The organism is Pseudomonas lactis (genome assembly GCF_001439845.1).
GTDB lineage: Bacteria > Pseudomonadota > Gammaproteobacteria > Pseudomonadales > Pseudomonadaceae > Aquipseudomonas > Aquipseudomonas lactis.
This window is the reverse complement of the sequence record NZ_JYLO01000018.1, coordinates 74589-101566: the sequence shown is the minus strand read 5'-3', so window position 1 is coordinate 101566 and position 26978 is coordinate 74589. Positions and strand designations below refer to the sequence as shown.

General features: G+C 59.4%; 26 protein-coding genes and 1 pseudogene. 21 read left to right on the top strand and 6 right to left on the bottom strand.

Annotated elements, in window-relative coordinates:
• The first annotated feature begins 48 nt into the window (after positions 1-48).
• From TX24_RS26675 to TX24_RS26610, 14 genes are all read left to right on the top strand, one after another.
• Positions 49-2052, top strand: coding sequence for a conjugal transfer protein TraG (locus TX24_RS26675; RefSeq protein WP_034071766.1), 2004 nt, complete (start codon positions 49-51; stop codon positions 2050-2052).
• Positions 2049-2513: a CopG family transcriptional regulator gene (locus tag TX24_RS26670; protein ID WP_034071765.1), complete on the top strand. Its 465-nt coding sequence runs from the start codon at positions 2049-2051 to the stop codon at positions 2511-2513. Before TX24_RS26675 ends, TX24_RS26670 begins: the two co-directional genes overlap by 4 nt.
• Complete coding sequence (gene trbB, locus TX24_RS26665; protein ID WP_034071763.1) at positions 2510-3556, top strand: P-type conjugative transfer ATPase TrbB; 1047 nt, start codon at positions 2510-2512, stop codon at positions 3554-3556. Before TX24_RS26670 ends, trbB begins: the two co-directional genes overlap by 4 nt.
• Complete coding sequence (locus tag TX24_RS26660; RefSeq protein WP_034071761.1) at positions 3553-3930, top strand: TrbC/VirB2 family type IV secretion system protein; 378 nt, start codon at positions 3553-3555, stop codon at positions 3928-3930. The genes trbB and TX24_RS26660 overlap by 4 nt, the downstream gene beginning before the upstream one ends.
• The gene (locus tag TX24_RS26655; RefSeq protein WP_034071760.1) at positions 3927-4199 is read left to right on the top strand and encodes a VirB3 family type IV secretion system protein; all 273 of its coding nucleotides are present in this window, start codon (positions 3927-3929) and stop codon (positions 4197-4199) included. The genes TX24_RS26660 and TX24_RS26655 overlap by 4 nt, the downstream gene beginning before the upstream one ends.
• Before the next feature lie 10 nt (positions 4200-4209).
• Entirely contained in the window at positions 4210-6663 is a 2454-nt protein-coding gene (gene trbE / locus TX24_RS26650; protein WP_034071758.1) for a conjugal transfer protein TrbE, read from the top strand.
• A complete protein-coding gene (gene trbJ, locus TX24_RS26645; RefSeq protein ID WP_057711766.1) occupies positions 6660-7403 on the top strand; it encodes a P-type conjugative transfer protein TrbJ in 744 nt (247 codons plus the stop codon). Before trbE ends, trbJ begins: the two co-directional genes overlap by 4 nt.
• Positions 7404-7415: 12 nt before the next feature.
• Entirely contained in the window at positions 7416-8807 is a 1392-nt protein-coding gene (gene trbL / locus TX24_RS26640; protein WP_034071754.1) for a P-type conjugative transfer protein TrbL, read from the top strand.
• A 12-nt stretch (positions 8808-8819) separates the two neighbouring features.
• Positions 8820-9524, top strand: a complete 705-nt coding sequence (trbF, locus tag TX24_RS26635; protein ID WP_034071752.1) for a conjugal transfer protein TrbF — start codon at positions 8820-8822, stop codon at positions 9522-9524.
• Positions 9521-10522 (top strand): P-type conjugative transfer protein TrbG, encoded by a 1002-nt coding sequence (gene trbG, locus TX24_RS26630; RefSeq protein WP_034071750.1) that lies wholly within the window; start codon positions 9521-9523, stop codon positions 10520-10522. Before trbF ends, trbG begins: the two co-directional genes overlap by 4 nt.
• A 2-nt stretch (positions 10523-10524) precedes the next feature.
• Positions 10525-11820: a TraB/TrbI/VirB10 family type IV secretion system protein gene (locus TX24_RS26625; RefSeq protein ID WP_034071748.1), complete on the top strand. Its 1296-nt coding sequence runs from the start codon at positions 10525-10527 to the stop codon at positions 11818-11820.
• Positions 11817-12041, top strand: coding sequence for a DUF2274 domain-containing protein (locus tag TX24_RS26620; protein WP_034071747.1), 225 nt, complete (start codon positions 11817-11819; stop codon positions 12039-12041). The genes TX24_RS26625 and TX24_RS26620 overlap by 4 nt, the downstream gene beginning before the upstream one ends.
• Positions 12042-12149: 108 nt before the next feature.
• On the top strand, positions 12150-14288 hold the full coding sequence (locus tag TX24_RS26615; protein ID WP_034071745.1) for an AAA family ATPase: 2139 nt from the start codon (positions 12150-12152) through the stop codon (positions 14286-14288).
• Positions 14289-14290: 2 nt separating this feature from the next.
• Positions 14291-16087, top strand: coding sequence for a UvrD-helicase domain-containing protein (locus tag TX24_RS26610; protein WP_034071744.1), 1797 nt, complete (start codon positions 14291-14293; stop codon positions 16085-16087).
• 402 nt (positions 16088-16489) lie between these two features.
• On the opposite strand, the gene TX24_RS26605 is transcribed toward TX24_RS26610, so the two are convergent.
• On the bottom strand, positions 16490-16867 hold the full coding sequence (locus tag TX24_RS26605) for a hypothetical protein (protein ID WP_003193739.1): 378 nt from the start codon (positions 16865-16867) through the stop codon (positions 16490-16492).
• A 201-nt stretch (positions 16868-17068) separates the two neighbouring features.
• Between TX24_RS26605 and TX24_RS26600 the strand changes: the two genes are divergently transcribed.
• The 3 genes from TX24_RS26600 to def all read left to right on the top strand — a co-directional run bounded on the left by TX24_RS26600 (position 17069) and on the right by def (position 18924).
• Positions 17069-17254 carry a CsbD family protein gene (locus TX24_RS26600; protein ID WP_003193737.1) on the top strand — a complete coding sequence of 62 codons (186 nt, stop codon included), beginning with the start codon at positions 17069-17071 and terminating at the stop codon, positions 17252-17254.
• A 180-nt stretch (positions 17255-17434) separates the two neighbouring features.
• Positions 17435-18388 carry a YihY/virulence factor BrkB family protein gene (locus TX24_RS26595; RefSeq protein WP_003193733.1) on the top strand — a complete coding sequence of 318 codons (954 nt, stop codon included), beginning with the start codon at positions 17435-17437 and terminating at the stop codon, positions 18386-18388.
• A complete protein-coding gene (gene def / locus TX24_RS26590; protein WP_003193731.1) occupies positions 18385-18924 on the top strand; it encodes a peptide deformylase in 540 nt (179 codons plus the stop codon). Before TX24_RS26595 ends, def begins: the two co-directional genes overlap by 4 nt.
• Before the next feature lie 120 nt (positions 18925-19044).
• On the opposite strand, the gene TX24_RS26585 is transcribed toward def, so the two are convergent.
• The gene (locus TX24_RS26585; RefSeq protein ID WP_057711765.1) at positions 19045-19467 is read right to left on the bottom strand and encodes a GNAT family N-acetyltransferase; all 423 of its coding nucleotides are present in this window, start codon (positions 19465-19467) and stop codon (positions 19045-19047) included.
• Between the two features lie 302 nt (positions 19468-19769).
• Here TX24_RS26585 and TX24_RS26580 point away from each other — a divergent pair.
• The 4 genes and pseudogenes from TX24_RS26580 to TX24_RS26565 all read left to right on the top strand — a co-directional run bounded on the left by TX24_RS26580 (position 19770) and on the right by TX24_RS26565 (position 23193).
• Positions 19770-20698: pseudogene (locus tag TX24_RS26580) on the top strand (fatty acid desaturase).
• 9 nt (positions 20699-20707) lie between these two features.
• The gene (locus tag TX24_RS26575; RefSeq protein ID WP_057711764.1) at positions 20708-21499 is read left to right on the top strand and encodes a phosphate/phosphite/phosphonate ABC transporter substrate-binding protein; all 792 of its coding nucleotides are present in this window, start codon (positions 20708-20710) and stop codon (positions 21497-21499) included.
• 108 nt (positions 21500-21607) lie between these two features.
• Positions 21608-22129 (top strand): sigma-70 family RNA polymerase sigma factor, encoded by a 522-nt coding sequence (locus TX24_RS26570; protein WP_057711763.1) that lies wholly within the window; start codon positions 21608-21610, stop codon positions 22127-22129.
• A 110-nt stretch (positions 22130-22239) separates the two neighbouring features.
• A complete protein-coding gene (locus TX24_RS26565) occupies positions 22240-23193 on the top strand; it encodes an aliphatic sulfonate ABC transporter substrate-binding protein (RefSeq protein WP_057711762.1) in 954 nt (317 codons plus the stop codon).
• A gap of 99 nt (positions 23194-23292) precedes the next feature.
• On the opposite strand, the gene TX24_RS26560 is transcribed toward TX24_RS26565, so the two are convergent.
• From TX24_RS26560 to TX24_RS26545, 4 genes are all read right to left on the bottom strand, one after another.
• Entirely contained in the window at positions 23293-23754 is a 462-nt protein-coding gene (locus tag TX24_RS26560; RefSeq protein ID WP_034134344.1) for a hypothetical protein, read from the bottom strand.
• Positions 23755-23886: 132 nt separating this feature from the next.
• Complete coding sequence (locus tag TX24_RS26555; RefSeq protein WP_057711761.1) at positions 23887-25293, bottom strand: MFS transporter; 1407 nt, start codon at positions 25291-25293, stop codon at positions 23887-23889.
• Between the two features lie 88 nt (positions 25294-25381).
• Positions 25382-26014, bottom strand: coding sequence for a glutathione S-transferase family protein (locus TX24_RS26550; protein ID WP_003193711.1), 633 nt, complete (start codon positions 26012-26014; stop codon positions 25382-25384).
• A 716-nt stretch (positions 26015-26730) separates the two neighbouring features.
• Positions 26731-26970 (bottom strand): DUF6124 family protein, encoded by a 240-nt coding sequence (locus TX24_RS26545; protein ID WP_003193708.1) that lies wholly within the window; start codon positions 26968-26970, stop codon positions 26731-26733.
• Positions 26971-26978: the final 8 nt, after the last annotated feature.

Genomic DNA, 26978 nt, shown 5'->3' with positions numbered 1-26978 from the left:
GTGTCGCCTTTCAGCGCAAGGTTGCACAGGAGAATCGGAGGCCAGGCCATGCAGGGGACGAACGTGCTGTTCGGGCAGGTTGCCGTTGTGTTCGGCATCGTGATCGCCGGTGTGTGGAGTGCCACACAATGGACAGCCGCCGCCTTGGGCTATCAAGTACGCCTTGGCACGCCCTGGTTCGATTTCTTCGGTACGCCGATCTATCACCCCTGGAAGTTATTTGAGTGGTGGTTCTTCTTTGATGCCTATGCATCGCATGTGTTTGACATCGGTGGTGCCATTGCCGGTGGCAGCGGTCTATTGGCCGTGGTGGTTGCCATCGGTATGTCGATCTGGCGTTCTCGCCAATCCCGCCAGGTCACAACCTATGGTTCCGCCCGCTGGGCGGATGCGGCAGAGATCCGTAAAGCCGGACTGACCAATCCAGCGGGTGTCTTTCTCGGCTTGCATGATGACCAGTACCTGCGCCACGAAGGCCCCGAGCATGTCTTGACCTTCGCACCGACCCGATCCGGCAAAGGCGTCGGGTTGGTGGTGCCCACGCTGTTGTCATGGCCAGCCTCTGCCGTTATCCACGATATCAAGGGTGAGAACTGGCAGATCACCGCTGGCTGGCGCTCACGCTTCTCGCATTGCCTGCTGTTCAATCCCACTGATCCTCAGTCCGCTGCCTACAACCCACTGCTGGAAGTCCGTCGCGGCACGCATGAAGTGCGCGACGTGCAGAACATCGCCGACATTCTGGTTGATCCCGAAGGGGCGCTGGAGAAGCGCAACCACTGGGAGAAAACCAGCCATGCACTGCTGGTCGGCGCGATCCTGCATGTGCTCTATGCGGGTGAAGACAAGACGCTGCGCGGCGTTGCCAACTTCATGTCCGATCCGGCGTGCCCGTTTGAACTGACATTGCACCGGATGATGACCACACGGCACATGGGCGAGGTGCCACACCCCGTCGTGGCATCAGCCGCCCGTGAAGTGCTGAACAAGAGCGACAACGAACGGTCGGGCGTGCTGTCTACGGCGATGTCGTTCCTTGGCCTGTACCGCGATCCCACGGTGGCCGAAGTCACTTCCCGATGCGACTGGCGTATCGCCGACCTGATCTCTGCCGAGCATCCTGTGTCGCTGTACCTGGTGGTGCCACCGTCGGATATCAGCCGTACCAAACCGTTGATCCGGCTGATCCTCAATCAGATCGGCCGGCGCTTGACCGAATCGTTGGATGGCAGCGATGGCGTGGAGCGCCGCCACAAGCTGCTGCTGATGCTTGACGAGTTCCCGGCGCTGGGGCGGCTGGATTTTTTCGAGTCGGCGCTGGCCTTCATGGCGGGCTATGGCCTGCGTGCTTTCCTGATTTCGCAGTCGCTTAACCAGATCGACAAAGCCTATGGGCAAAACCATTCCATCCTGGATAACTGCCATGTGCGGGTGACGTTCGCCACCAACGACGAGCGCACCGCCAAGCGCATTTCCGAAACGCTGGGCACAGCAACCGAGCTACGCGCCCAGCGCAACTACGCAGGCCATCGGCTTGCACCGTGGCTGGGCCACCTGATGGTGTCGCGGCAGGAAACGGCGCGGCCACTACTGACGCCGGGTGAAGTGATGCAACTGCCCACCGACGAGTCGGTGGTGATGGTGGCAGGTCATGCGCCGATCAAGGCGAAGAAGCTGCGTTACTACGCCGACGCCAATTTCAAGCGCCGTGTGTTGCCGCCGCCGACACTGACGGACGGTGGTTATGCCGATGTCCCGTCGGCACGCGCCGACGATTGGAGTGCGTTAGCCGTCCCTGCCATGCCGGATGTTGCTGCAACGGCTGGGTCGGGTGACTCGGCCGATGACGGCGGCCCACGCCAGCAACCGGAGCTGTCCGACGTCACCACCTACAGCCCCGAACCGGAATATCCGACCAGCGACCTCTCGCTGCTCGATGACGACGATTTTCCGTTGCCTCTCTCGACCTCTCTTCCAAGCCAGCTTGATCCGACCTTGCAACGCACGGCGCGGCTGGCATCTCTTGATCCTGACGATGGAATCCAGCTATGAGCCAAGCCCGCCTGAATCTCTTCATCCACCCCGACCACGCCAAGCGCCTGAACGCACTGGCCGCCAAGAAAGGCGTCTCCAAGTCGTCCATCGTCGCCGCCGCGCTGGCGTCCTGGCTGTCGCCGGACGCAGGCGACCAGCGCGAGGCGGCCATCGCCAAGCGGCTGGATCGGCTGTCGCGCCAGTTCGAGCGTCTGGAGCGCGACCAGAATATCCAGATTGAGACACTGGCACTGTTTGTCCGCTACTACCTGACGGTAAGTACGCCGGTTCCCGAAGCCCATCAGGATGCCGTCCGCGCCCAGGGCAAGGCCAGGTTCGAGCAGTTTGTCGAACAGCTGGGCCGCCACCTGCTGCGTGGTCGCAGCCTGGTGCGTGACGTGGTGGAGGAACTGCACCCCGAACCGGTACGAATGGATGACGCGACAGCGCCGTTTGACGAGCGGGAGCGTGTCTCATGAACGCCGCGCCGCAGTCTTCGCCATCCTCTCTATCCACCTCACTGGATCGCCGTATCCAGATGCTGCGCACCGCGATGGGGCCGCTGATCGCCGCCGCACTGGAAGACCCGGATGTGGTGGAGATCATGCTCAATCCCGACCGCACGCTCTGGGTGGATCGTCTGTCATCGGGCCGCGCACCGCTAGGCGTGGAGCTGTCAGAAGCCGATGGCGAACGCATCATCCGGCTGGTAGCTGCCCACGTTGGCGCAGAAGTCCATCGTGGTCAGCCACTGCTGACCGCCGAATTACCGGAAACCGGCGAGCGCTTCGAGGGCATCCTGCCACCGGCGGCTCCCGGTCCCGCCTTTGCGCTGCGCAAGCGCGCCGTGGGCGTGATTCCGCTGGAGCGCTACGTCAGCGACGGCATGATGACCGCCGCGCACGTGGACTTTCTGGTGCGGGCCGTGCATGAGCGGCAGAACATTCTGATCGCCGGCGGCACCAGTACCGGCAAGACCACACTGGCGAATGCCTTGTTGGCCGAAATCGCCGCCACCGGCGACCGGGTGCTGGTGCTTGAAGACACCATCGAGCTGCAATGCACCGCTCGCGATCATGTGCCGCTGCGTACCCGTGCCGGGGTCGTGACCATGCAGGAGCTGGTGCGCGCCACGATGCGCCTGCGACCTGATCGGGTGATCGTTGGCGAGGTGCGCGGCGGCGAGGCACTGGATCTCATCAAGGTCTGGGGCACAGGGCACCCCGGCGGCATTGCCACCATCCATGCCAGTTCCGCGCTGGGCGCGTTGCTGCGCATGGAGCAACTGATTCTCGAAGTCGCGGTGAATCCGCCGCGTGCGCTGATCGCCGAGGCGGTCAATGTCGTCGTTTATATCGCCGGTCGTGGCCGCAAGCGCCGCATCGACACCATTGCCCGCGTCGTTGGCTTCGACGGCATGGGCTATCACCTGACGGATGCGTTGGAAGCGTCGCTTCCCGAGCTACCGCCTGTTTCAGATATTCCTTCCTCAATCCTCAAACACTCTGGAGAACGGCCATGACGCCTGTTGATGCTTTCCGTCTTTCTGACAATCCGCTTTTTAACTTGGCACGGCTGCGCCGTTTGGCCCGTCCTGCCGGACAGGGACTGCTGCTCGCCGCTTTGATGCTGCTGGTAGCCGGCACGGCGCAGGCTGCCGGGTCATCAATGCCCTGGGAAGGGCCGTTGGAATCTATCCTCGACTCCATTCAGGGGCCGGTGGCGCGCATTGTCGCGGTCATCATCATTATCGCCACGGGCTTGGCGCTGGCCTTCGGCGACACCAGCGGCGGCTTTCGCAAGTTGATCCAGATCGTCTTCGGCCTGTCCATCGCCTTCGCTGCGTCCTCGTTTTTCCTGTCGTTCTTCAGCTTCTCCGGCGGGGCCATCGTATGAGTACGCCCGAGGAGTTTGCGCTTGGCTTTGAAGTACCGCTGCATCGCTCGCTGACTGAACCGATCCTGCTGGGCGGTGCGCCACGCACTGTGGCGATTGCCAACGGTACGCTGGCCGCCGCTGTCGGGCTGGGCCTGCAATTGTGGATTCCCGGATTAGTGCTATGGATCGTCGGCCATTCGCTGGCGGTCTGGGGCGCGCGGCTTGATCCGCAGTTCATGGCCGTGTTCGCCCGGCACATCAAGCATAAAGCGTTGCTGGACGTGTGAGGGGAGTGCCATGTTGAATCTCGCCGAATACCGCCAACGTCCCGCGCTGCTGGCCGACTGGCTGCCCTGGGCCGGGCTGGTCGCGCCAGGCATTGTTCTGAACAAGGATGGTTCGTTCCAGAGAACGGCCCGTTTCCGTGGGCCAGACCTGGACAGCGCGACACACAGCGAACTGATTGCCACATCGGCGCGGCTCAACAATGCGCTGCGCCGTTTGGGGTCGGGTTGGGCGTTGTTCATTGAAGCCGAGCGCCGAACAGCGGCGGACTATCCGCACTCGGACTTTCCCGAACCGCTGTCCTGGCTGGTGGATGAGGAACGCCGCGCGGCGTTTGAAGAGTCGAGTAGCCACTTTGAAAGCGCCTATCACCTGACGATGGTGTTCCTGCCGCCGGAGGAATCCCGTGCCCGTGCGGCCAAGCTGTTGTATGAGAACACGCCGAGCGCGGGTGTGGATTGGCGCGAACGCCTGGCTGCTTTTATCGCGGAAACGGATCGGGTCTTTGACCTGCTCGATGGCGTGATGCCGGAGATTGCCTGGTTGGATGACAGCCAGACACTGACCTATCTGCACGCGACCATCTCAACACGGCGTTACCCCATTGGTGTACCAGAAGTGCCGTTCCATCTCGACGCACTGCTGGCCGATTCGGCGCTGGTCGGTGGTCTGGCACCCATGCTGGGCGACCAGCACCTGCGCGTGGTGTCGGTGCGAGGCTTTCCGACGTCGACCTGGCCAGGGCTGCTGGACGACCTGAACCGCCTTGGCTTTGCGTACCGCTGGTCAACCCGGTTCCTGTGCATGGACAAGGCCGAGGCGGAAAAGGAACTGGTCCGGCTGCGCCGCCAGTGGTTCGCAAAAAGAAAGAACGTGGTCGCGCTGTTGCGTGAAACCATCTTCCAACAGGAAAGCCCGCTGGTCGATACCGATGCCGACAACAAGGCCGCCGACGCGGATGCTGCCTTGCAGGAGCTGGGCAGCGACCAAGTGGCGTTTGGTTATGTCACGGCGACGGTGACCGTGCTTGATGACGATGCGGCCCGCGCCGATGAAAAGCTGCGCCTGATCGAGCGCGTTATTCAGGGTCGGGGGTTTGTCACGATTCCCGAGACGCTGAATGCCGTCGATGCCTGGCTGTCGTCGATTCCGGGCAATGCCTACGCCAACGTGCGCCAGCCCATCATCTCGACCTTGAACCTGGCGCATCTCATGCCGGTGTCGGCGGTGTGGGCAGGACCGCAGCGCAATGAGCATCTGGATGGGCCGCCCTTGATCGTGACCCGTACCGATGGCGCGACGCCGTTCCGGCTGGTCACGCACATCGGCGACGTGGGCCATACCTTGGTGGCCGGCCCGACCGGTATGGGCAAGTCGGTACTGCTGGCGACGCTGGCCTTGCAGTTCCGTCGCTATCCCGGTTCGCGCATTTTCGCCTTCGATATGGGCCGCTCCATGCGCGCCACCATCCTGGGCCTGGGCGGCGAGCATTACGACCTGGGCAATGACGGCGACATCGCCTTCCAGCCACTGGCGCGCATTGACCAGGAGGGCTATCGCACCTGGGCTGCCGAGTGGGTCGAAGGACGGCTGCTGCATGAAGGTATGGCGATTGGCCCGGACGAGAAGGCGGTTATCTGGTCGGCGCTGGGCAGCCTCGCTGGTGCGCCGGTGGAACAGCGCACACTCACCGGCCTGTCGGTGCTACTGCAATCCAACGCGTTACGTCAGGGGCTTTCGCCCTATGTGCTGGGCGGTGCACACGGCAAGCTGCTTGATGCGGATTCGGATCGCCTGGGTTCCGGTTCCGTGCAGTGCTTTGAGATGGAAGAACTGATGCACAGCAAGGCCGCCGTGCTGGCCGTGTTGGGCTATCTGTTCGCACGCTTTGATGAACGCTTCGACGGCGCGCCCACGCTGCTGATTCTCGATGAGGCCTGGCTGTTTCTCGATGACCCGGTGTTCGCCGCGCGCATCCGCCAGTGGCTCAAGACACTGCGCAAGAAAAACGTGTCGGTGATCTTCGCCACGCAGAGCCTGGCTGACATCCAGAACTCCAGCATCGCCCCGGCCATCGTGGAGAGCTGCGCCAGCCGCATCTTTCTGCCCAATCCGCAGGCGACCGAACCGCAGATCCGTTCAATCTACCAGGGCTTTGGCTTGAACAGCCGCCAGATCCGCATCGTTGCCGAAGCAGCGCCCAAGCGCGATTACTACTACCAGTCGCGGCTGGGAAATCGCCTGTTCGACCTCGACCTGGGGCCAGCCGCGTTGGCCTTTGCGGGCGCGTCCTCGCCGCAAGCGCAACGCGATATGGACCGCGTGCTGGCCGACGCCAGCCTACCTAATTTCGTGGGCGCTTGGCTGCGCCATCGCGGCCTAGATTGGGCGGCTGATCTGCTGCCCACATACCCCGGACTCACGCCGTCCACTTCCTCCTTCCTTTCCCAGGAGAATCTGCCATGAAGACCAAGCCCCGTTTGCTGTCCGTTTCACTTGCCGCCGTGCTGTCGGTGTCGCTGCTGTCCGCGCCGCCCGCAACGGCCTTCACCGTGATTGATCCGACCAACCTGATACAGAACACGTTGACCGCGATCCGCACGCTGGAGCAGATCAACAACCAGATCAATCAGCTTCAGAACGAAGCACAGATGTTGGTGAATCAGGCACGCAACCTGACCCATCTTGATTTCAATATCGTCAACCGCCTGCGCTTGACACTGGCCACCACCGAACGGCTGATTGCCGAGGCGCAAGGGCTGGCCTATGACGTGACGGCCATGGATCGGGAGTTTGCACGGCTCTATCCCGAGCAATACGCCGCCACCGTCAGCGGCGATCAGATGGCTGTTGATGCCCGCGAACGTTGGAAGAACACCCTCGACGGCCTGCACACCGCCATGCGTATGCAAGCGCAGGTGTCGCAGAACCTGGCGCAAGACGAAAGCGCTTTGACCGATCTGGTCAGCCAGAGTCAATCCGCTACGGGCGCACTGCAAGCGACCCAGGCTACCAACCAGCTCCTGGCCTTGCAGGCGAAACAGTCCATCCAGGCGCAGCAACTCCAGATCACGCAGGACCGCGCGGCGTCGCTGGAACTGGCGCGGCAGGCGGCGGCGACCGAGCGTTCCCGTGAGGTACGGCGGCGCTTCCACGGGGACGGCACGCCGTACACACCACATCCCGTGCGGTTCTACGGCAACTGATGGAGATCGGCCATGAATGACGTGACGGTCATTGACCGCTTCCTCGATACGTTTTCGCGCTACATCGACTCGGGTTTTGGGTTGCTGCAAGGTGAAGTCGCGTTTCTCACCGCCACGTTGATCGTCATCGACATGACCATCGCCGGGCTGTACTGGGCCATGAGCCACGCGACCGGCCAGGGTGATGACGTGATTGCCAAGCTGCTGCGCAAGGTGCTCTATGTCGGCGCCTTCGCCTACATCATCGGTAACTTCAACTGGCTGGCGGGCATTGTGTTCCGGTCATTTGCCGGTCTGGGCCTGATGGCTACCGGCTCAACCTTGAGCATGGAGAACTTTCTGCAACCGGGAAGACTGGCCAAGGTCGGCATTGACGCGGGCGCGCCGATTCTGGAGCAGATCGGTGATCTGGCGGGGTTTCCCGAGGTATTCACCAACCTTGATCCCATCGTGGTGCTGTTCCTTGCCTGGCTGGTGGTGATTCTGTGTTTCTTCGTGTTGGCGGTGCAGCTTTTTATCACGCTGATCGAGTTCAAGCTGACCACGCTCGCCGGTTTCGTGCTGGTGCCGTTTGCGCTGTGGAACAAGACCTCGTTCCTCGCCGAAAAGGTACTGGGCAATGTGGTGTCGTCGGGTGTCAAGGTGTTGGTGCTGGCGGTGATTGTCGGCATCGGCTCGGGCCTGTTCGCCGAATTTCAGACCGTACCGGATGAACCCTCCGTTGACCATGCATTGGTGGTGATGCTGGCCTCGCTTGCCTTGCTCGCGCTCGGCATCTTTGGGCCGGGCATTGCTACGGGGCTGATTTCTGGCGGGCCGCAGCTTGGAGCCGGAGCCATGGCCGGTGCGGCTGTCGGTGCAGCCGGTACAGCCGTGGCTATCGGCGCTGCGGCCACCGGTGCCGGGGCTGCGGTAGCCGCTGGAGCGCGGATGGCCCCCGGCGCGGCTCGCATGGCAGTCAGCGGTGCGCGCTCGATGGCGTCCACCGCCAGCAGCGCCACATCCGCATTTCAGGCGGGTTTAGCAGGTGCCGGAGGGGGTTTCAAAGGCGCTGCCTCTGGCGTGGGCAATGTGGCCAGGAGCGGTGCCCATGCGGCCAGCCAAAAGGTTGCCGCCGGGGCGCACTCGCTCAAAGAGCGGGCTGCCGCCGCCATTGCGCCTGCTCCACAGGCATCCGGCGTCAGTACCGGTGCTGGTGCTGGTGCTGGTGCGGCATCTGGCAGCGATTCTGCCGCACAGGATAGCGAAGCGGCACCCGTCAAGCAGGAACAACCCGCTTGGGCCAAGCGCCTGCATCGTCGCCAGCAGATGACTCAGGCCGCTACGACAGCCGCACACACGCTGCGCGGTGGCGACGGCGGCGGTTCGGGTTCCGGCCCGAGTCTGCGCGATTCAGATTCATAAGGAGAGAAGATCATGCGATTCAAACGACCGCAGGTGCGCTATGCCGATACACCGCAACCTGCCACCCCGTACCAATCCGCCGCCCAGGTCTGGGATGAGCGGATTGGCTCAGCCCGCGTGCAGGCGAAGAACTGGCGCTTGATGGCCTTCGGTTGTCTGGTGCTGGCCTTGTTGATGGCGGGCGGCCTGGTCTGGCGCTCGGCGCAGTCCATCGTCACGCCCTACGTTATCGAGGTGGATCAGGCAGGCCAGGTGCGCGCCGTGGGCGAAGCCGCCACACCCTACAAGCCCAACGATGCCCAGGCCGCGCACCATCTGGCGCGCTTTATCGGGCTGGTGCGTTCGCTGTCGATCGACCCCATCGTGGTGCGGCAGAACTGGCTGGATGCCTATGACTACACCACCGACAAGGGCGCGGCGGTGCTCAACGATTACGCCCGTACCAACGATCCATTCACCCGTATCGGCAAGGAGTCGGTGACGGTGCAGATCACCAGCGTAGTCCGCGCCAGCGACACGTCATTCAACGTGCGCTGGACGGAACGCCGCTACACCAATGGCGCTGCCGCCGGACTGGAGCGGTGGACGGCGGTGGTGTCCATCGTCCTGCAAACCCCGCGCAGCGAAGAGCGTCTGCGCCGTAACCCGCTGGGCATCTACGTCAATGGTCTGGCGTGGAGTCGTGAACTGGATTCTTCTGAAGGAGCAAGACCATGAATATGGGTTTCCGACAATACGACGTACCGCAGATCCTGTTGATTTTGTTTGCCCTGTCGGGCTGCGCCACACAGGGCAAACCGCCGCCCGCCATTTCGCTGGATGAGCCGGTTCAGGCACAGGCGCTACCAGAGCCGCCCGCACCCATTGAGGTGGCGGCGGTTCCCGAACCCTTGCCTTTGCCCGCGCAGCTGAAACCACTGCCGGGACTGGAGGATGTGAAACCCGTGCCAGAACCAGCAGATGAAAGGGTGCGGGTGTCGTGGGCCAATCAGGAAGCGCGCATCGCCCCTACGCGAGAAGGCTACGTCAATGCCATCCAGGTCTGGCCGTACACCGATGGCGCGTTGTATCAGGTCTATGCGTCCGTGGGCCGCGTGACCGTGATCGCGCTCCAGCCTGGCGAGGAACTGGTGACGGTGGCCGCTGGCGATACCGTGCGCTGGATCGTCGGCGACACGTCCAGCGGCAGCGGTGCTGATCTGCGCGTCAATGTGCTGGTCAAACCGATCCGATCCGGGCTGAAGACCAATTTGGTCATCACCACCAGCCGCCGCACCTATCTTCTGGAACTGACCTCGACCGAAAAGGCGTGGATGGCCTCGGTGTCCTGGGACTATCCGAAGGATCGGATGCTGGCCTTGCAGCGCCAGGCGCACGCGGCCAGCGCCGCCGCGCCGGTCGATACCGGCTTGTCGCTGGAAAATATTCGCTTCCGCTACGCGATCAGCGGCAGCAATCCGCCGTGGAAGCCGGTGCGGGCGTTTGATGATGGCGAGAAGGTCTATATCCAGTTCCCCAGTGGGATTGCCCAAGGCGAGCTGCCACCACTGTTCGTGATCGGCGCGCAGGGTGATGGCCAACTGGTGAACTACCGCTTTCGCTCGCCGTATTACATCGTGGATCGCTTGTTTGGCGCGGCTGAATTACGCCTCGGGGCCGACAAGGGCGACGTGGTGCGTATCGAGCGCACCGATGGCGTAGCGCGGAGGAATTGACCATGAACCAGGATAATCCCGCTGATGTTCCGGTGCCGGACATGCCGCCCAAGGCGGCCCCGGACACTGTCGCGCTACGCGCTCAGCCGCGTTCGGTTACACGCCTGAATCGGCGCATGCTCGCCGCGCTGTGCGGCGGCTTGGCAGTCGCCGTACTGGGTGCATTGATGTGGTCGCTGCAACCGCAGCGGCGTGGAGCGAACGAATCGACCGAGCTTTACAACGTGGATCGGGTATCGCGCTCCGAAGGGCTCAACCAGCTTCCGGCTGATTATTCCAAGCTGCCGCCAGCTGTGCCTCTCAATGTGCCTGAACTGGGGCCACCGCTGCCGGGCGACTTGGGGCCAGCCATCGTGAGGTCACAGCAGCCAGCCATGGCCGCTTATGCTGCTCCAGGCCATGACCCAGCCGAGGCGGAACGCCTGGCGCGCCTGAAGGAAGCCGAGGAAGCGGCAGCGTCGTCAGTGTTCTTCCGCACCGGTACGCAAACCGCCGCGCCGGTCGCACAGTCACAGGTCGCATCCGCACCGGGCTTTGCCACCAATGCAGCCTTCGACCCCTTGGCCGCAGGCCCGGCCTCGACGGCGGCCCAGCCAACTGACCCGACTGCCGTACAGAACCGGCAGGCGCAGAAAGAGGCTTTCCTGAATGGCGACTCCACGGATACCCGACATTCCGGCAATCTACAAATGCCAGTCTCGCCGTACCAGGTCATGGCCGGAACGGTAATCGCTGGGGCGTTGGTGACCGGCATCAAGTCCGATCTACCGGGCGATGTGATCGCCACGGTGACGGAGCCGGTCTATGACACCGCCACCGGTAAACTCCTGCTGATCCCACAAGGCTCGCGCATTCTGGGCAAGTACAACAGTCAGGTGAGCTACGGCCAGAGCCGAGTGCAGGTAATGTGGAACCGCATCATCCTGCCCGATACGTCCTCGCTGACGCTCGACAACCTGGTCGGCACCGATGCCGCTGGCTACGCCGGTCTGGAGGATGAGGTCGATTGGCACTGGGATCGTATCTTCGCCGGTGCCGTGCTGACGACCTTGCTGGGTGTCGGCGCTGAATTGGCTGCCCCGGAGAACCGACAGGATGGGGATCGCGTCATCATCGCCGGTCGCGACAGTGCGCAGGACAGTATCAATCAGGTCGGGCAGGAGATGACCCGGCGCAACCTCAACATCCAGCCCACACTGACCAGTCGGCCCGGGCTGCCGGTACGGATCATTGTTAACAAGGATTTAGTGTTGCGTCCGTACCAGCCCTTATTTTTCAATCGAGGCACATCACGATGAACACACCGACCAAGAAATTGCGGCTGGGGCCGCTACCCAAGACCGAGACCGTCAAGTTGACTTTCGCATGCCCAGCCAGCCTGAAGGCCGACCTGGAACATTACGCCGCGCTGCATGCGCAGACCTACGGCGAAGCGGTCGATATCGTGACGCTGATCCCGCACATGCTGGAGGCGTTCATGGCGGGCGACCGAGGCTTTAAGCGACGCAATTGCCGGTAAGGTTGAAAGTTCCATTGAGTAGCGGTGAACATCTTGTAACATGGGCTATATCCACGAGGATCGTCCATGCATGAATTTTGGGTGCCTCGTCAACAGAACGAGGAACCTATGCACATATCCAAACTCAGCTTGGTCAACTACAGAAACTTTGCCAATACCAAGCTGCTGTTCCAAAAGGGCATCAACACAATCATTGGCGAAAACGGATCAGGGAAAACCAACCTTTTTCGAGCGATCAGGCTACTACTTGATGACAATATGATCCGCTCCGCCTACCGACTGGATTCAACTGACTTTCATCGCGGTTTGGGACGATGGCAAGGGCATTGGATCATCATCAGCCTTGAGTTCGAGGAGATTTCGGAGGATGAAGCCATCCAAGCCTTGTTCTTGCATGGGGCGGTCGGCATCGATGATGAGGCAATCGGCAAGGCCACCTATACTCTCATCTTCCGCCCAAAGAAAGAGATCAGGCTGCGCCTCTCCCAGTTAGACGATGGCGACCACACTGGTCTCGACGCGATCCTAAGTGCTGTCACTTTGGACGACTACGAAACCATCTTCACGGGCCGAAGCGACGCTGACTTCAACGATGAGGCCTTTTACAATGAGGTGGTCGGTGACTTTGAAAATGCCCGATTCAACGAAGAAATCGAATTCCCTACCATCGGTGCCAAGATCCCAAGTGTACTATCAGTTTCCAAAGAAATTTCTTTCACTTTCGTTCAAGCACTGCGAGATGTTGTGTCGGAATTTCACAACAACAGGACCAATCCACTATTGTCCCTTTTGAAGGGTAAGAGCGGTGATATTGATCCTGTGGCATTTCAAGCGATTACCGATGGAGTGAAAGTACTGAATGACTCGATTGAGGCATTACCAGACGTACAAGTAGTCCGGACGGACATACGAGACACCATTAAAGACGCAGCGGGCGAGGCTTACTCGCCATCTTCTCTTTCAATTAAGTCTGATTTGCCAGACGAAGCGGACAAACTGTTCCAGTCGCTTAAGCTGTTTGTCGGCGAATCGGACGAGGGGCACGAAGGGCCTATCCACGAATTGAGTTTGGGTGGTGCGAACCTGATTTTCCTCACATTGAAACTGTTGGAATTCAAATATCAGAAATCTAAGCAATCGATCGCCAACTTCTTGCTGATTGAAGAGCCAGAGGCTCACATTCATACACACATCCAGAAGACGCTCTTCGATAAGCTTCAATACGACGACACTCAGATTGTTTACTCGACCCATTCGACCCAGATCTCAGAGGTAAGCAATGTTCAGAATGTGAACATTCTCGGCAGAGAGCAGGGTCAATGCGTGGCCTATCAGCCTGCTACCGGTTTAACCACGAAGGAAGTTGGTAACATCCAGCGCTACTTGGATGCCGTACGTAGCAACCTGCTATTCGCCAAAAGCGTCGTTCTTGTAGAGGGCGATGCTGAAGAAATCCTGATCCCGATTTTGATCAAGAAAGTGCTTGGTGTCAGTCTGGATGAACTCGGCATCAGCTTGGTCAACATCCGAAGCACTGGCTTTCAAAATCTCGCCGTTCTATTCCACGATGATCGAATCCGAAAGCGGTGCAGCATCGTAACCGACCTCGACAAATCCATCATTGACACAGCGCCCGTCGCTGGCGACTCTGAAAGCATGGCCCGGCGCAAGAGAAAGTATCAAGCCTCACAAGAAAAAGGCATCGCCAGAAAGGCTCTCTTGGATGAGTCCTTCAAAGATAACCCATGGGTTTCCCCGTTTTTTTCTCCCCACACTTTCGAGGTCGATTTTGTCTCTGCCGGTAACGCTCGCAAGGTAGTAGGAATTCTTCCTGATGTCTACATAGATGCTCCAACCATCGCGAAAGCGAAGGCAGACCTAGAGTCTGCTGACAGCGCGCGATATGGCCAAAGAGCCCTGACTATGGCGGACAGCTATGGGAAGGGATGGTTTGCCATTTTGCTGGGAAAAAAGATCGATCCAGAGACGGCGATCCCTGAGTACATTTTGGACGCTATCGCTTTCGCCCATCCGGTGGTCACAAAGGAAGTCTGGTTCAACATACTTAGCTATCGCGTGAACTACATTGACGAAAACGATATCTTCACTGCACCGGCGGTTTTCACCGAGTTCAGGGAAAAGCTTCTAGCCTTTAGAAGAGGTGAAATCGATTTCGTTGGCATCCGAAACGAAGTGCTGGCCACCTTCCCAGATGATCGTATCAACGACGTTCTTAAGGCCTTTTAACCATGTTTACTTGGAACACAGGCGACCTTAACCCGGAGCAGGAAGCTGCCATCTTGCAGCCTGGGAGTGCATTTCTCATTGCCTGTCCCGGTAGCGGGAAAACTCGAACGCTGACTTACAAAATCGCCTATGAGTTGTCAAGGTTGCAGTCGAATAAGCAATTTGTTGTTGCGATCACCTATACGCACCGTGCCGCCGACGAGATCCATGAGCGTATCGAGAGTCTTGGGGTGGACACATCACGACTATGGATAGGAACAATCCACTCGTTTTGCCTTGAATGGATATTGAAACCATACGGTATCTATCACGAAGCATTAGATCGAGGTTTCCGCGTGATCGATCAGCATGAACGTGAGAAAATTCTCGAAGCCCTGTGCAAACCTTATCAGAAGCCAAAGATCACGTTCTGGGATTGCGAGTTCTATTTTACTGAAGCCGATTATGTGATTTCCTGCCCACAGGCTTGGAAACACAACGGTCTGCACGAGATACTGGGTAGATACTTCGAAATTCTACGAGAAAATCGGCAAATCGACTTTGAACTCATCCTCTTCTATGCTTACCAACTGATTTCCCGTCATCCTGCGATCAGCACTCTCTTGGGACAGCTGTTTTCTTTCTTATTGGTCGATGAGTATCAGGACACCAAGCGAATTCAGTATTCAATCATCACTGCTATTTTGAAAGCTGGCCAAGGCGCGACCAAGGCTTTCATTGTCGGCGATCCCAATCAGGCGATTTATCAGTCACTCGGTGGATACCCGATAGCTTTCGGTGATTTCAAGTCAATGGCCGGCATCGACATTGAAGAACGCGAACTGTCGAGAAACTATCGCTCTTCTGAGCGCATCATCGACTACTTCGGAAACTTCAACGTTCATGCAACTCGCATCGAGGCAGCATCCAGCGATAAGACTTATCAGAGTCTTGTTTCTTTCGACGAAACAGTAAGCAAGGCGGGCTTGGAGACTGAGTTGATCCGACTTATCCGGTTCAACATCGAGACCACCGGAATCGCACCCCATGAGGTCTGTGTGCTCGCGCCACAGTGGACGCATCTTGCAAGCATGACACGCCGCTTAGTCGCGAACATGCCTGAGTATTCGTTCGATGGGCCCGGTATGGTTCCCTTCGCACGTGATACAGAGAATTTTTGGTACAAGCTCTCGAAGATTGCACTTACGCAGGCGTCGCCGACAATGTATGTGCGCAGACTTCGATGGGCCGGCGATGTCCTGAATGACCTAGAAGCGGCCGGAGCGAGCGTGTCCAGATTCACGCGAAAATCCCTGTTAAGGGAATGCAATGCGATCAAGATAGATGAAACTGACGGACTCAGCTATCTCCGCAAATTCTTTGAAATTCTATTTGCCAACTTGGCGATCGACTTTCGTCTTTTCTCGCTGCTTCAAGAGCATCACACAGCGTTCTTTGGTAGCTCGCAAGCTAGAGTTGACCGTCTGAAGAGCGAGGGCAGCGAATTCATTGGAGACATCGAGACGTTTAGAAAGGTATTTCAGACCCGGACAGGCATAACTATTTCAACGATCCACGGCGTGAAGGGGGCGGAATTTGATGCAGTGATCGCCTATGCCTTGTTGGAAGACATGGTGCCGCACTTTAATGACCCGAACGGCCAAGAAAGTGCGCTGAAACTGCTGTATGTCATCGGATCACGCGCAAGGAAGAACTTGCACCTGATTTCAGAACGGGGGCGAATTCGTCAGTACTCTGGCGAAGAATATCAAGCGACTCGGCAACTCGTATCCTGCAAGTTTTCATACGACCAAGTTTAGTTGCATAGGGCAGATCGGCGCGGCAGAGAGCGCATCCAGACGTTGCTGGAGTATGACAACGAATTGTGCGCTCTGTAACTGCCTGCTATGGCATGCTGGGGCTTGCTACCTCGACGCTCTCATATGGCTCCTAGCCTTCAAAGTGGCCAGCGTGAGAAGAGGCCTCAATCCAGCCTAACCCGTTGCTCTGCATAGCTTTCTGATCCGATATTCCTCTACACCCAGAACTTGACATCTGTCATTTTTTATGGGGGGGCGCGGTTATCACCTGCTGTAGGAGCGAGCTTGCTCGCGAAAAACGTCAACGGTAACGCGTGCTTGCTGGATAAACGCGGTGCCTGTGAGTTTTTCGCGAGCAAGCTCGCTCCTACAAAGAGCCTGTCAGGGCAGCCCGCACGGTTTTTACAGGGCGAACTGCGCGAAGCTCACACCCGCACCGGCGGGGCGAACATCTTTCAAGAACGAGTCCTTATCCGCGCTTAGCTCCAGGGTAATCTCCGGCTTGCGCTTGCCCGCATTGCGTACCACCAGCCCTTCGAGTTTTTCACGCAGGAACACGGTCGGCACCTTCAGGTGCAGCAACTGGTCGGTGTCGGCGTTGTGCATCAACAGGTGGATCCACTCGTACTGGCCCACGGCAATGCGCCCCACCGGCAGGTCGAACCACCAGATGTTGCGTTTGCGGTCCAGGTCGGTGAAGTGGCAGTTGTTGACGCCGAGTACGGCACCGCCCAGTTCCTGGTTTCTGCGGGCAATGGCCTGTGCTTTATTGAGTTTCATAACCTTCCTACGGGATCTGTTATTCAGCGTTGCAGCCTGAATGTGCCGGGCATTCTCGTGGGTTGGCTGCAAAACATAAAGCCAAACCTGCCGCTTTCGATGAAATGCTTGCGCAAAAATAATTGAAACTCTGCCGTTGCGCTTCAGGTCAACCGCTACGTAGTGACCAAAAACCATTTGATTGTTATCAGGAGTAATACCATGAGCAGCACTTCCGATAAGGTAAAGGGCTTGGCGAACGAAGCTGTGGGTAACATCAAGCAAGGCGTCGGTAAAGTCACAGACAACGACAAACTGCGTGCTGAAGGCGTGATCCAAGAGAAAAAAGGCGAAGCGCAGCAAGCAGTGGGCAAGACCAAGGACGCAGTGAAAAAAGCCACTGAGTAACACGTCCTGGCGGGCAGCCCCCAGCAGCCCGACGGCCATCCACGGATGGCCGTTTTTGTATCTGAAGGTGCAACTAAACTTTCGAAATTGTTTCAAAGTCGCCAAATGGGCTACTTTGATGTAGAAAACGGCCCCTGAGTCGCCCACGAACTCAACCTCTTTGCGGCGAAAGGAGACGCTATGCTTTTTCCGGTACTCGATGGTCTCAAGCTGCACAAGGTGCTGGTACGCACCGTCAAGGAATTCGTCGATGACGAGATGCCTACCTACGCCTCGGCACTGGCCTACCAGATGCTGTTCTCTTTGTTTCCGTTCCTGCTGTTTCTCATTGCCCTGATCGGTTTCCTGCACCTGCCTGACTTCTTCACCTGGCTGCGCCTGCAATCGGAGTTGGTGTTGCCTCCCCAGGCGCTGGAACAGGTCAACCCGGTGATCGATCAGTTGCAGCAGTCCAAGGGCGGCTTGCTCTCGGTGGGTATCGTCATCGCACTGTGGACGGCCTCTGCGGGCGTGCGCCTGATGATGAGCGCCATGAACGCCGCCTACGACGTGGTGGAAGGGCGGCCGATCTGGAAGCGTTTCCCGCTGTCGATTTTCTACACCGTGGGCATCGCTGGCATGCTGCTGGCCGCCGCCGCGCTGATGGTGCTGGGCCCACAGGTCATGGAGTGGCTGGCCGGGCAGATCGGCATGCAGGAATTCGTGGTCACGCTGTGGACCATCCTGCGCTGGCCGCTGATTGTGATCTTGCTGATGTTCGCCGTGGCCCTCATGTATTACGTGATGCCGGACGTTGAGCAGGAGTTTCGCTTTATCACCCCCGGCTCCGTCTTGGCCGTGGTGGTATGGATCGTCGCCTCCCTGGGCTTTGGCTACTACGTCAAGACCTTCGCGGACTACAACGCCATGTATGGCAGCATCGGCGCGATCATTGTCTTGCTCCTGTATTTCTACATCTCTGCCGCCGTATTGCTGCTGGGCGCGGAGATGAACGCGGTCATCGAGCATATGTCTGCCGAGGGCAAGGACCCCGGTGAGAAAGAAATAGGCGAGCCGGGCCACACCGATGAAAAACAACACGTCTCTGGCCTCGGCCGGGACCACTCCAAGCCCATGACCGAGCCTGAACAATGATCCGTGAAATCCTGAAAATGGGCGACGAGCGCCTGCTGCGTATCGCCCCGCCGGTACCGCCGGAAATGTTCGACAGCCCGGAGCTGTGGCAACTGATCGACGATATGTTCCAGACCATGGAGCACGTGGGCGGCGTTGGCCTGGCCGCGCCGCAGATTGGGGTGGACCTGCAACTGGTGATCTTCGGTTTCGAAGCCAGCGAACGCTACCCGGACGCGCCGCCGGTGCCGCAGACCATCCTGATCAACCCGCTGATCACACCGCTCAGCCCGGTACTGGAAGAGGGCTATGAAGGTTGCCTGTCGGTGCCAGGCCTGCGCGGCGCCGTGAACCGTTACCAGCAGATTCGCTACGAAGGGTTCGACCCCAAAGGCGAGCCGATCGTACGCTTTGCCGACGGTTTCCATGCGCGGGTGGTGCAGCATGAGTGCGACCATTTGATCGGCCGGCTGTACCCGTCGCGGATTACCGATTTCAGCAAATTCGGGTTTATTGAAGTGATGTTCCCGGAGCTGGACCCAACGGCTGACGAATAGCCCTTCTGACACACCCACAGTTCAACTGTGGGAGCTGGCTTGCCTGCGATAGCGGTGTATCTGTCACAGATAGATTGGCTGGCCCACCGCCATCGCAGGCAAGCCAGCTCCCACATGGGTTCAGTGTTTATCCTGGACATTGAGCCCCATCGCAATCATCGGCTTATTGCGCTTGTAACGCACCAGCCGTTCACTCAGCGATTGCGGCAAAACCGTGTCCTGGCTGAACCCCATCCTCTGATACAACCGTTCCAGGTCCGGATGGCACAGCAACCAAACCGTCCCCTCAATACCCGCCACGGCCTCGCCGATCAATCGAGCCGCCAGCCCCTGGCCACGATGAGTCGGCGCCACAAACACCCCCGTCAGCCACTGCCCGCCCACCACCGGGCTCAAGCACAAGCCGGCCACGATCTCGCCATCTCGCACTACCCACAAACGGCCGCCCTTGAGCGCCTTCATCGATGAATTGTGGCTGCGGTAAAACTTGTTCAGCAGTGGCCACAGAGGCTCGGCCAGCGGTTCGATGTGCAATGGGGGCATGGGGTTCAGACAAGCGTTATCCAGGGCAGGGGATTATAAGCGCCTTCTGCCGGGCAATAGGTGGTATACCCAGTGCTACATCCCCTGTTAGTGGAGCACGCATCATGGCCAAAGGTATGGATTCAAAGAAAGCCGCGAAGAAAAAACCGGCAAAGACCGCGGATGAAAAACGCGCGGACAAGAAGACCAAAAAATCCGAAGCAGGCCTGTTCGGTCACTGAGTTACACGCTTAGAACCAAACGATCTGCAAGATTTTCCCGCCTCATTGCACAGAGCAGGAAACACCTGCTCTGAGCTGCCGATGGCCAATTACCTTGATCCGACCCACCGCCGGGAAATCGAAGCCCTGGCGATGACCTTTGTGGCAAGAACCGAGTGGCCGACCTGGCTGCTGTTGATCGGCGTATATGCCGGCTGGTTCGCGGTGATCCTTGGCAGCTGGTGGCTGGGCCTGTGGCTGAGCATGTTGCTGCTGATTCCGCTGGTGACCCTGTGGCTATCGGTGCAGCACGAATTGCTCCACGGCCACCCGACTCGTTCGTTATGGCTGAATAAACTCCTCGGCTATGCCCCGTTCGCGGTGTGGTACCCTACACGCTGTACCGCGACAGCCACCTGTTGCACCATAACGACCACGACCTGACCCTACCGGGCATCGACCCGGAAAGCCGCTACCTCAATCAGCAGCAATGGAACAACAGCTCACTGTTCGAACGTGGCGTGCATTGGCTGACCAAGACCGTGCTTGGCCGCTTCCTGCTGGCTGCGCCGTTGGCGATTGGCCAGTTGGCACGTCACGAGTTTCAACGTCTGCCTCAGGTATGGCCGATGTGGCTGGCCCACGGCGCCGTCACTGTGCTGATGCTGATTTTCATCGCCTACTACAGCGCGCTTGCGGTGTGGCATTACCTGCTGCTGGTCAGCGTGCCAGCCTTGTCCCTGGCCTCGATCCGTTCCTACTATGAGCACCGCCCCCATCTCCGGCCGGAACAGCGCACAGTGCTTAACGAAGCGTCTTGGCCTTGGGCCTGGCTGTTTCTCAACAACAATCTGCATCTGGTACACCACGATCTGCCAAAGTTGCCGTGGTACCTGCTGCCCAGGGTGTACCGTGCCCGGCGCGAGCAGTGGCTGGCGCGCAGCGGCGGTTTCCTGGTGCAGGGTTACGGCCAGTTGATCAGCCGCCACGGCCTCAAGGCCATCGACAGCCCCCGGCACCCGTTTGCCTGAGAGGCGACCATGAGTGAGCATTACGCCGACCTGCGCATGTACGTTGCGCCCCAGCCCATCCAGCAGGCCAATCAACGCTGGCTGGCGCGCATCCTTGAGCGCTTGAAGCTGCATCGTCTTGACGCCGACCACCTCGACTTGCCCGGCCTGTGGCTTTCGCCGCAATTGCTCGTCAGCCAAACCTGCGGCTACCCGCTGATGACCCAATTGCGCGGCCAGGTACGCATCATTGGGCGCCCCCGTTACGAGTTGGTCCACAGCAGCCACGGCGAACATTGCAGCCTGCTGTTGACCCGCGCTGACAACCCGCGTAACCGCCTGGCGCAGTTCTACCAGAGCCGCGGCGTGATCAACGGTCACGACTCCAACAGCGGCATGAACCTGCTGCGTCACTGCGTGGCGCCGTTGCAGCACTACGGGCGGTTCTTCGCCAGCGTCGGCATCAGCGGCGCCCACCGCGAGAGCTTGCGCTGGCTGCGTGAAGACCGCGCCGACCTCGCTGCCATCGACAGCGTCACCTACGACTACCTCGCCCGATTCGCCCCCGAAGAGGTGGCGGGCCTGCGCGTCATCACCCGCAGCGCGCCGAGCCCGACTTTGCCCTACATAGGCGCGCTGGGCTTGAGCGACGTGCAGGTGGCGCAGATTCGTGAGGCGATGAACCTGGCGTTGCAGGACCTGCCGCAGGTGACGCAAACCTTGGGTGTGCAAACCGTGCTCCCTGCCAGCGAAGACGACTATCAGGTGGTGTTGGATTACCAACGGCAGGCCGCCAGCGCCGGCTACCCGAAACTTCAATAGAGTTATATAAAAATGCATTTTAAATATTATTAAAGCATAAGCAGCCTTGCTAGGATCGCTCCACCGGAACACCGGACATACCGCGCAACCTACTCAGAAGGAGCCACTATGTCCGGCGCCGATAGTGCTCACAGCGATTACGTGGGCTCACTGTTTCGCATTCATTACCCTTGGCTGTGCAGCCGCTTGCACCGCTACCTCAACTCCCGTGCCCACGCCGAAGACATCGCCGTCGACGCCTTTGTCCAGCTCCTGAGTGCACCTCAGATAGCGCCGATACGACAGCCCCGCGCATTGCTTACCACCATTGCCCAGCGCCTGGTGTACCAGGTGTGGCGTCGGCGTGATCTGGAGCGTACCTACTTCGCTGCGCTGGATGACGATGCAGCCTGCGCCGAGGACCGCGCCCAGGTACTCGAAGCCCTGCAAGCCATCGATCTATTGCTCGAGCGCTTGCCGGCCAAGGTCAAGACGACGTTCCTGTTGTCCCGCGTCAACGGCCTGACGTACCCCCAGATCGCCGCCGAACTGGGGATTTCCCAGCGCTCGGTCAGTGACTATATGGCCCGCGCTGTTACCGGCCTTGAATCCCACACCGATCAAATGTGGGAGCTGGCTTGCCTGCGATAGCGGTGAGCCAGCCAACACCTCTGACCCTGACAGGCCGCCATCGCAGGCACGCCAGCTTCCACGCTTACTGTGCTCACTTTGAATCTGATCGAACCACCAAGAGGCAACTTATGAAAGCAATCAAACACCTGCTGGGCAGTTCGCTGCTGGCATTGGCGGTATTGGCGCAGCCCACCTCAGCGGCCGAACCTTCCACGCTGCGCATCGGCTACCAGAAAAGCTCGGTCAGCATGGTGCTCGCCCGTGAGCACAAACTCTTCGAAGCGGCGCTGCCCGGTACACAGGTGCAGTGGACCGAATTTCTCGGCGGCCCGCCGCTGATCGAAGCGCTTAACGCCGGCAGCCTGGACATCGGCAATATTGGCGACATCCCGCCGATCTTCGCCCAGGCGGCCGGGATAGACTTGCAATACTTCGCCGTCGAGCCTAATGAGGGCAAGGCCGAAGCGGTGCTGGTGCCCAAGGCCAGTACGGTGCAGACCGTGGCTGAACTCAAGGGCAAGCGCGTGGCGTTGCTCAAGGGCTCCAGTGCGCACAACCTGTTTCTCAAGAGCCTGCTGCGCGCCGGGTTGCAGTGGAAGGATGTGAACGTGGTGTACCTGTCGCCTTCCGACGGCCGTGCCGCGTTTGAACAAGGCAAGGTGGACGCCTGGGTGGTGTGGGACCCGTACTACTCGGCCGCTGTGATCGACGGCTCGGCGCGCGTGCTGGGGGATGGGCAAGGGCTGAACCCTGCGGGCAGTTTCTTCGTGGTCAACCACCCGTTTGCCAAGCAGCACCCCGAGGCCATCGCCACGATTATCCAGACGCTTGGTAAAGCACAGCGCCTGTCGCTGGATCAGCCCGACGCGAGCATCGCGCTGATGGCCGGCACCCTAGGGCTGCCATCGGCGGTGGTCAAAAGCTACTTCGAACATCGCTCGCCTGAACCGATCCGCCCCTTGGCGGCCATCGACATCGCCAACCAGCAACGCACCGCCGACCTGTTTTTTGCCAACGGCCTGATCCCGAAAAAGGTCGATGTGCAGCAGGTGGTCTTCAAGCCCATTGAGTCAGACCGCTAAACCGAACAATGTGGGAGCTGGCTTGCCTGCGATGCAGACACCTCGGTGTATCAGTTGGGCTGAGGTGATGCTATCGCAGGCAAGCCAGCTCCCACCTGTTTAGATAGCGGCCAGGGTTTCCTTCAGTGTCTGGGTTGGCGAAGCCGTGGCCTTCGCCGCTACCTGCTGCTGTTGTTGCTCCTTCAAGCGCTCGGCCACTTGTTTGGCGATGGCGTCTTGTTTTTCCTGGGGCAGCGCCTGCACTTGCTCTTCGGTCAGCCCTTGTTCCTTGAGCAACTGTTCACGAATACGTTCGGCCGGGGATTTGCTCATGTATTCGGTGAACTCGGTACGTGCCCCGTTAGTCGTGGCCTGTAACTGCACGCGGGTCTTGGCGAAGGCTTCGTCGATGCGATCGCTGGCCTTGTCCAATTCCCTCTGCGCGGCCGGCACTGTGACGCTGTGTTGCGCAGCCTGCAAAGCGCCGCTGTACAGCGCACTGGCGGCGGCGTTGGCGGGGTCCATGTCGGGTCGCGTGATCTGTTGCACGTTCGACGCCGCTTGAGTGTTGTTAACCAGCATGATCGGTCACCTATGAAAACAGACGGTGCGACAGCTGGAGCAAATACTGTGCCGGGTGCCAGACCCCAGTGTTTACTGGGGCGGAAGTCGTCGGCGTGGCAAGCCTTCTCCTTGTGCGGCCAACCGTTGCCGTCAGTGAGCGATGTTCTCCAGCGCCAGGTTGCGCGTGCGTGGCCCGAACCAACTGATGGTAATCATCACGATCAACATGCTGCTGGCGATAAACGCCAACACACCCGGCGTACCCAGGTGTTCGAGGATAAAACCGATCAACAAACTGCTGAACACCGTGGATAAACGGCTGAACGAATAACAGAACCCCACCGCCCGTGCACGGATATTGGTGGGGAACAATTCGCTCTGGTAGGAGTGATAACTGAAGCTCAGCCAGGCGTTGCAGAAGGTGATCATCACCCCGCAGAAAATCAGCCCTAACGCGGTGGTTTGCAGGGCAAACAGGCTGCCGAAGATCACCGCCCCCATGGCCGAGCCGACAATCTGCCATTTGTTCTCAAAGCGGTTGGCCACTTTGACGAACAACAGCGGGCCCAGCGGGTAGGCGAGGGTGATGATGAAGGCGTAGAGCAGGCTGTGGGTCACGCTGACCCCCTGGCCCGAGAGCAAGGCCGGCAGCCAGTTGCCAAAGCCGAAGAAGCCGATGGCCTGGAATACATGAAACACGATCAGCATCAAGGCGCGGCGGCGGTAGGGCGGCTGCCAGATATCGGCGAAACGGCCACTGCCTTGCACGCTGATCGCTTCGGGCTCCGGCATGTCCAGCGGCTTGCCGTGATCCTTTTGGCAGCGTGCCTCCAGGTTGTTCAGGATCGTGTCGGCTTCTTCGAAGCGTCCCTTTTGTGCAAGCCAGCGCGGTGACTCCGGCAGGCGCTTGCGCAGTTGCCAGATAAACAATGCAAACACTGCACTGCTCAACACCACCCAGCGCCACCCGGCGATACCGAACGGCGCCTGTGGCACCAGCCACCACGACATCAACGCCACGGCCGGTACGGACAGAAACTGGATAAAAAACGCAAAGGCAAACGCCGAACTGCGCATGCGCTTGGGCACCAGTTCCGAAAGGTAGGCGTCGATGGTCACCAGTTCGATGCCAAGGCCAATGCCCACCAGAAAGCGCATGCAGATGATGCCCACGGCCGAGGTCTGGATGCCCATCAGCACCGTGGCCACCGTGTACCAGACCAGCGCAAAGGTAAAAATCGCGCGTCGCCCGAAGCGGTCGGCGATGGGGCTGAGCAGGCTGGCGCCGAGGAACAGGCCCAGGAACGTGGCCGAGGCGAAAGCGGCTTGGTCCGAGAAGCCGAAAACACCTTCGCTGCCGGTATGAAAAATCCCGTCGCTGATCAGGCCAGGGCTGATATAGGCGGTTTGGAACAGGTCATACAGCTCGAAAAAGCCGCCGATGGAAAGCAACGCCACCAGGCGCCAAATAGTGGCGACGGCGGGCAGGCGGTCGATGCGGGCGCTGATGTGGGCGGCGCGGGTGGGGTCTGAGACGCAGGCGGCGAGTGTGGGCATGAATAACCTTGAGTTAGGCGAGTTGGAAGCTTCGAGCTTTAAGCCAAAGCGCTATTGGGCTTGGAGCTTAAAGCGCGCAACTGCTTCTCTAATTGTGGCCGTCGAGCGCGAACGTCTTGAAGCCAGCGTGCTGGCTGAGGCGTTGGTAATACGCCGCGATGGCGGGGTAGGGTGGCCGCTCCATGGGTGTCATCTGCCACCGATGTACCGAAAGGCCGATCAAGATGTCAGCGAGGGTGAACTCTTGGCCGGCGACGTAGGCGCCGGTCTTGCTCAACTGTTGTTCCAGCAAGGCCATCTTGTCGTTCCAGGCCTGCACACCCGCCTGGATGCGTTGCGGGTCCTGATAGTCCGGGTTTTGACGCACCAGTGCGTGGAACGCATAGCCCCACGAAGGGTTGAGTTCGGTGGCTTGCCAGTCCATCCACTGTTCGACCCGTGCACGCAAGGCAGGCTCAACGGGTAGCAAGTCATGGCGCTGATAGAGGCCGACAAGGTAGCGACAGATGGTATTGGACTCCCATAGCACGCCATGGTCGTCGATCAGTACAGGCACCTGCGCGTTGGGGTTCAAGGCGAGGAAATCGGGGGATTGGGTAGGCTTGAAACCGATGCCCCAGTCTTCGCGCACATAGTCGATGCCCAGTTCCTGGCAGGTCCACAGTACTTTGCGCACGTTGATGGAGGAGGTACGGCCCAGGATTTTCAGTGAATGACCCATGGTGCTTCCCTGGCATTTGGAGAATGACCAATCTAACAGGAGCCGGGCACGGCCGCGAGGGTGTGAAGCGGGCACTGTCGAAAATGTGGGAGCTGGCTTGCCTGGGATAGCGTTGTGTCAGTCAATGAAGATGTTGCCTGATACACCGCTATCTACACAACTTTGGTGCGACGCTGGACCTGTGGCGAGGGCGCTTGCTCCCGTGACGACCGGATAGCCGACGCTGTTCTAACTGACGCACCGCGATCCAAATGTGGGAGCTGGCTTGCCTGCGAAGACGGCCTGACGGCCGACCAGGATGTTGGATTCGACCGCGTACATATCCATTATTTAGGTAACGGCCACTTAGGGTTCCGCCCAACGGCGGCTCACTTTTGAAAAAAAGCGCAAAAGTAAGCAAAACGCTCTTGCCCCACCACTCGGCACCTCGCTTAGGCTCGGTGTGCCCGTAATTCGCCAGTGATTTGGGGGGCCGCCGCCACGCGCCATCCATGGCGCGGGGCGGCTAAACCGGCATCCCTGTCGGGTTACCCCCCAAATCACTGTCGAATTCCGGCCAGCGTGGTTTAACGGGGCGCCTAAGATCAAAAGCAGATCAAGATCAAGAGCGACTCGCTTCGCATCGTGGTTACCGTCTGCTGTTACAACCCACAAAGTTGTGTAGATACCTATGGCTATCGCAGGCAAGCCAGCTCCCACAGGGATCGCGTTTTGCCTCAGCAGCGTGGTGTGTGCTGGTCCATGGCCTTGCCCACCAGCAATACGCTCAGTTCGCTCAATTGATGAATGGCCAGGGCTATATCGCGATGTTTGCCGGTGAGGTCATCGGACAGGTCGAGCAGGAGGGTACTGACGGAGCAGACGGTTTCGTAGCTGTTGGCCAGTAGGGTTTCGGTGGAGATATCGGGGATGAGGGTGAAGAGGGTGGTTGGCGGCGTATCGATTTGTTTGATCATTAGAGCAT

Excerpts from the sequence above, each read along its gene's own strand:
- TX24_RS26675 (WP_034071766.1), top strand. The coding sequence starts at position 49 with ATGCAGGGGACGAACGTGCTGTTCGGGCAGGTTGCCGTTGTGTTCGGC.
- TX24_RS26670 (WP_034071765.1), top strand. The coding sequence starts at position 2,049 with ATGAGCCAAGCCCGCCTGAATCTCTTCATCCACCCCGACCACGCCAAG.
- trbB (WP_034071763.1), top strand. The coding sequence starts at position 2,510 with ATGAACGCCGCGCCGCAGTCTTCGCCATCCTCTCTATCCACCTCACTG.
- TX24_RS26660 (WP_034071761.1), top strand. The coding sequence starts at position 3,553 with ATGACGCCTGTTGATGCTTTCCGTCTTTCTGACAATCCGCTTTTTAAC.
- TX24_RS26655 (WP_034071760.1), top strand. The coding sequence starts at position 3,927 with ATGAGTACGCCCGAGGAGTTTGCGCTTGGCTTTGAAGTACCGCTGCAT.
- trbE (WP_034071758.1), top strand. The coding sequence starts at position 4,210 with ATGTTGAATCTCGCCGAATACCGCCAACGTCCCGCGCTGCTGGCCGAC.
- trbJ (WP_057711766.1), top strand. The coding sequence starts at position 6,660 with ATGAAGACCAAGCCCCGTTTGCTGTCCGTTTCACTTGCCGCCGTGCTG.
- trbL (WP_034071754.1), top strand. The coding sequence starts at position 7,416 with ATGAATGACGTGACGGTCATTGACCGCTTCCTCGATACGTTTTCGCGC.
- trbF (WP_034071752.1), top strand. The coding sequence starts at position 8,820 with ATGCGATTCAAACGACCGCAGGTGCGCTATGCCGATACACCGCAACCT.
- trbG (WP_034071750.1), top strand. The coding sequence starts at position 9,521 with ATGAATATGGGTTTCCGACAATACGACGTACCGCAGATCCTGTTGATT.
- TX24_RS26625 (WP_034071748.1), top strand. The coding sequence starts at position 10,525 with ATGAACCAGGATAATCCCGCTGATGTTCCGGTGCCGGACATGCCGCCC.
- TX24_RS26620 (WP_034071747.1), top strand. The coding sequence starts at position 11,817 with ATGAACACACCGACCAAGAAATTGCGGCTGGGGCCGCTACCCAAGACC.
- TX24_RS26615 (WP_034071745.1), top strand. The coding sequence starts at position 12,150 with ATGCACATATCCAAACTCAGCTTGGTCAACTACAGAAACTTTGCCAAT.
- TX24_RS26610 (WP_034071744.1), top strand. The coding sequence starts at position 14,291 with ATGTTTACTTGGAACACAGGCGACCTTAACCCGGAGCAGGAAGCTGCC.
- TX24_RS26605 (WP_003193739.1), bottom strand. The coding sequence starts at position 16,867 with ATGAAACTCAATAAAGCACAGGCCATTGCCCGCAGAAACCAGGAACTG.
- TX24_RS26600 (WP_003193737.1), top strand. The coding sequence starts at position 17,069 with ATGAGCAGCACTTCCGATAAGGTAAAGGGCTTGGCGAACGAAGCTGTG.
- TX24_RS26595 (WP_003193733.1), top strand. The coding sequence starts at position 17,435 with ATGCTTTTTCCGGTACTCGATGGTCTCAAGCTGCACAAGGTGCTGGTA.
- def (WP_003193731.1), top strand. The coding sequence starts at position 18,385 with ATGATCCGTGAAATCCTGAAAATGGGCGACGAGCGCCTGCTGCGTATC.
- TX24_RS26585 (WP_057711765.1), bottom strand. The coding sequence starts at position 19,467 with ATGCCCCCATTGCACATCGAACCGCTGGCCGAGCCTCTGTGGCCACTG.
- TX24_RS26575 (WP_057711764.1), top strand. The coding sequence starts at position 20,708 with ATGAGTGAGCATTACGCCGACCTGCGCATGTACGTTGCGCCCCAGCCC.
- TX24_RS26570 (WP_057711763.1), top strand. The coding sequence starts at position 21,608 with ATGTCCGGCGCCGATAGTGCTCACAGCGATTACGTGGGCTCACTGTTT.
- TX24_RS26565 (WP_057711762.1), top strand. The coding sequence starts at position 22,240 with ATGAAAGCAATCAAACACCTGCTGGGCAGTTCGCTGCTGGCATTGGCG.
- TX24_RS26560 (WP_034134344.1), bottom strand. The coding sequence starts at position 23,754 with ATGCTGGTTAACAACACTCAAGCGGCGTCGAACGTGCAACAGATCACG.
- TX24_RS26555 (WP_057711761.1), bottom strand. The coding sequence starts at position 25,293 with ATGCCCACACTCGCCGCCTGCGTCTCAGACCCCACCCGCGCCGCCCAC.
- TX24_RS26550 (WP_003193711.1), bottom strand. The coding sequence starts at position 26,014 with ATGGGTCATTCACTGAAAATCCTGGGCCGTACCTCCTCCATCAACGTG.
- TX24_RS26545 (WP_003193708.1), bottom strand. The coding sequence starts at position 26,970 with ATGATCAAACAAATCGATACGCCGCCAACCACCCTCTTCACCCTCATC.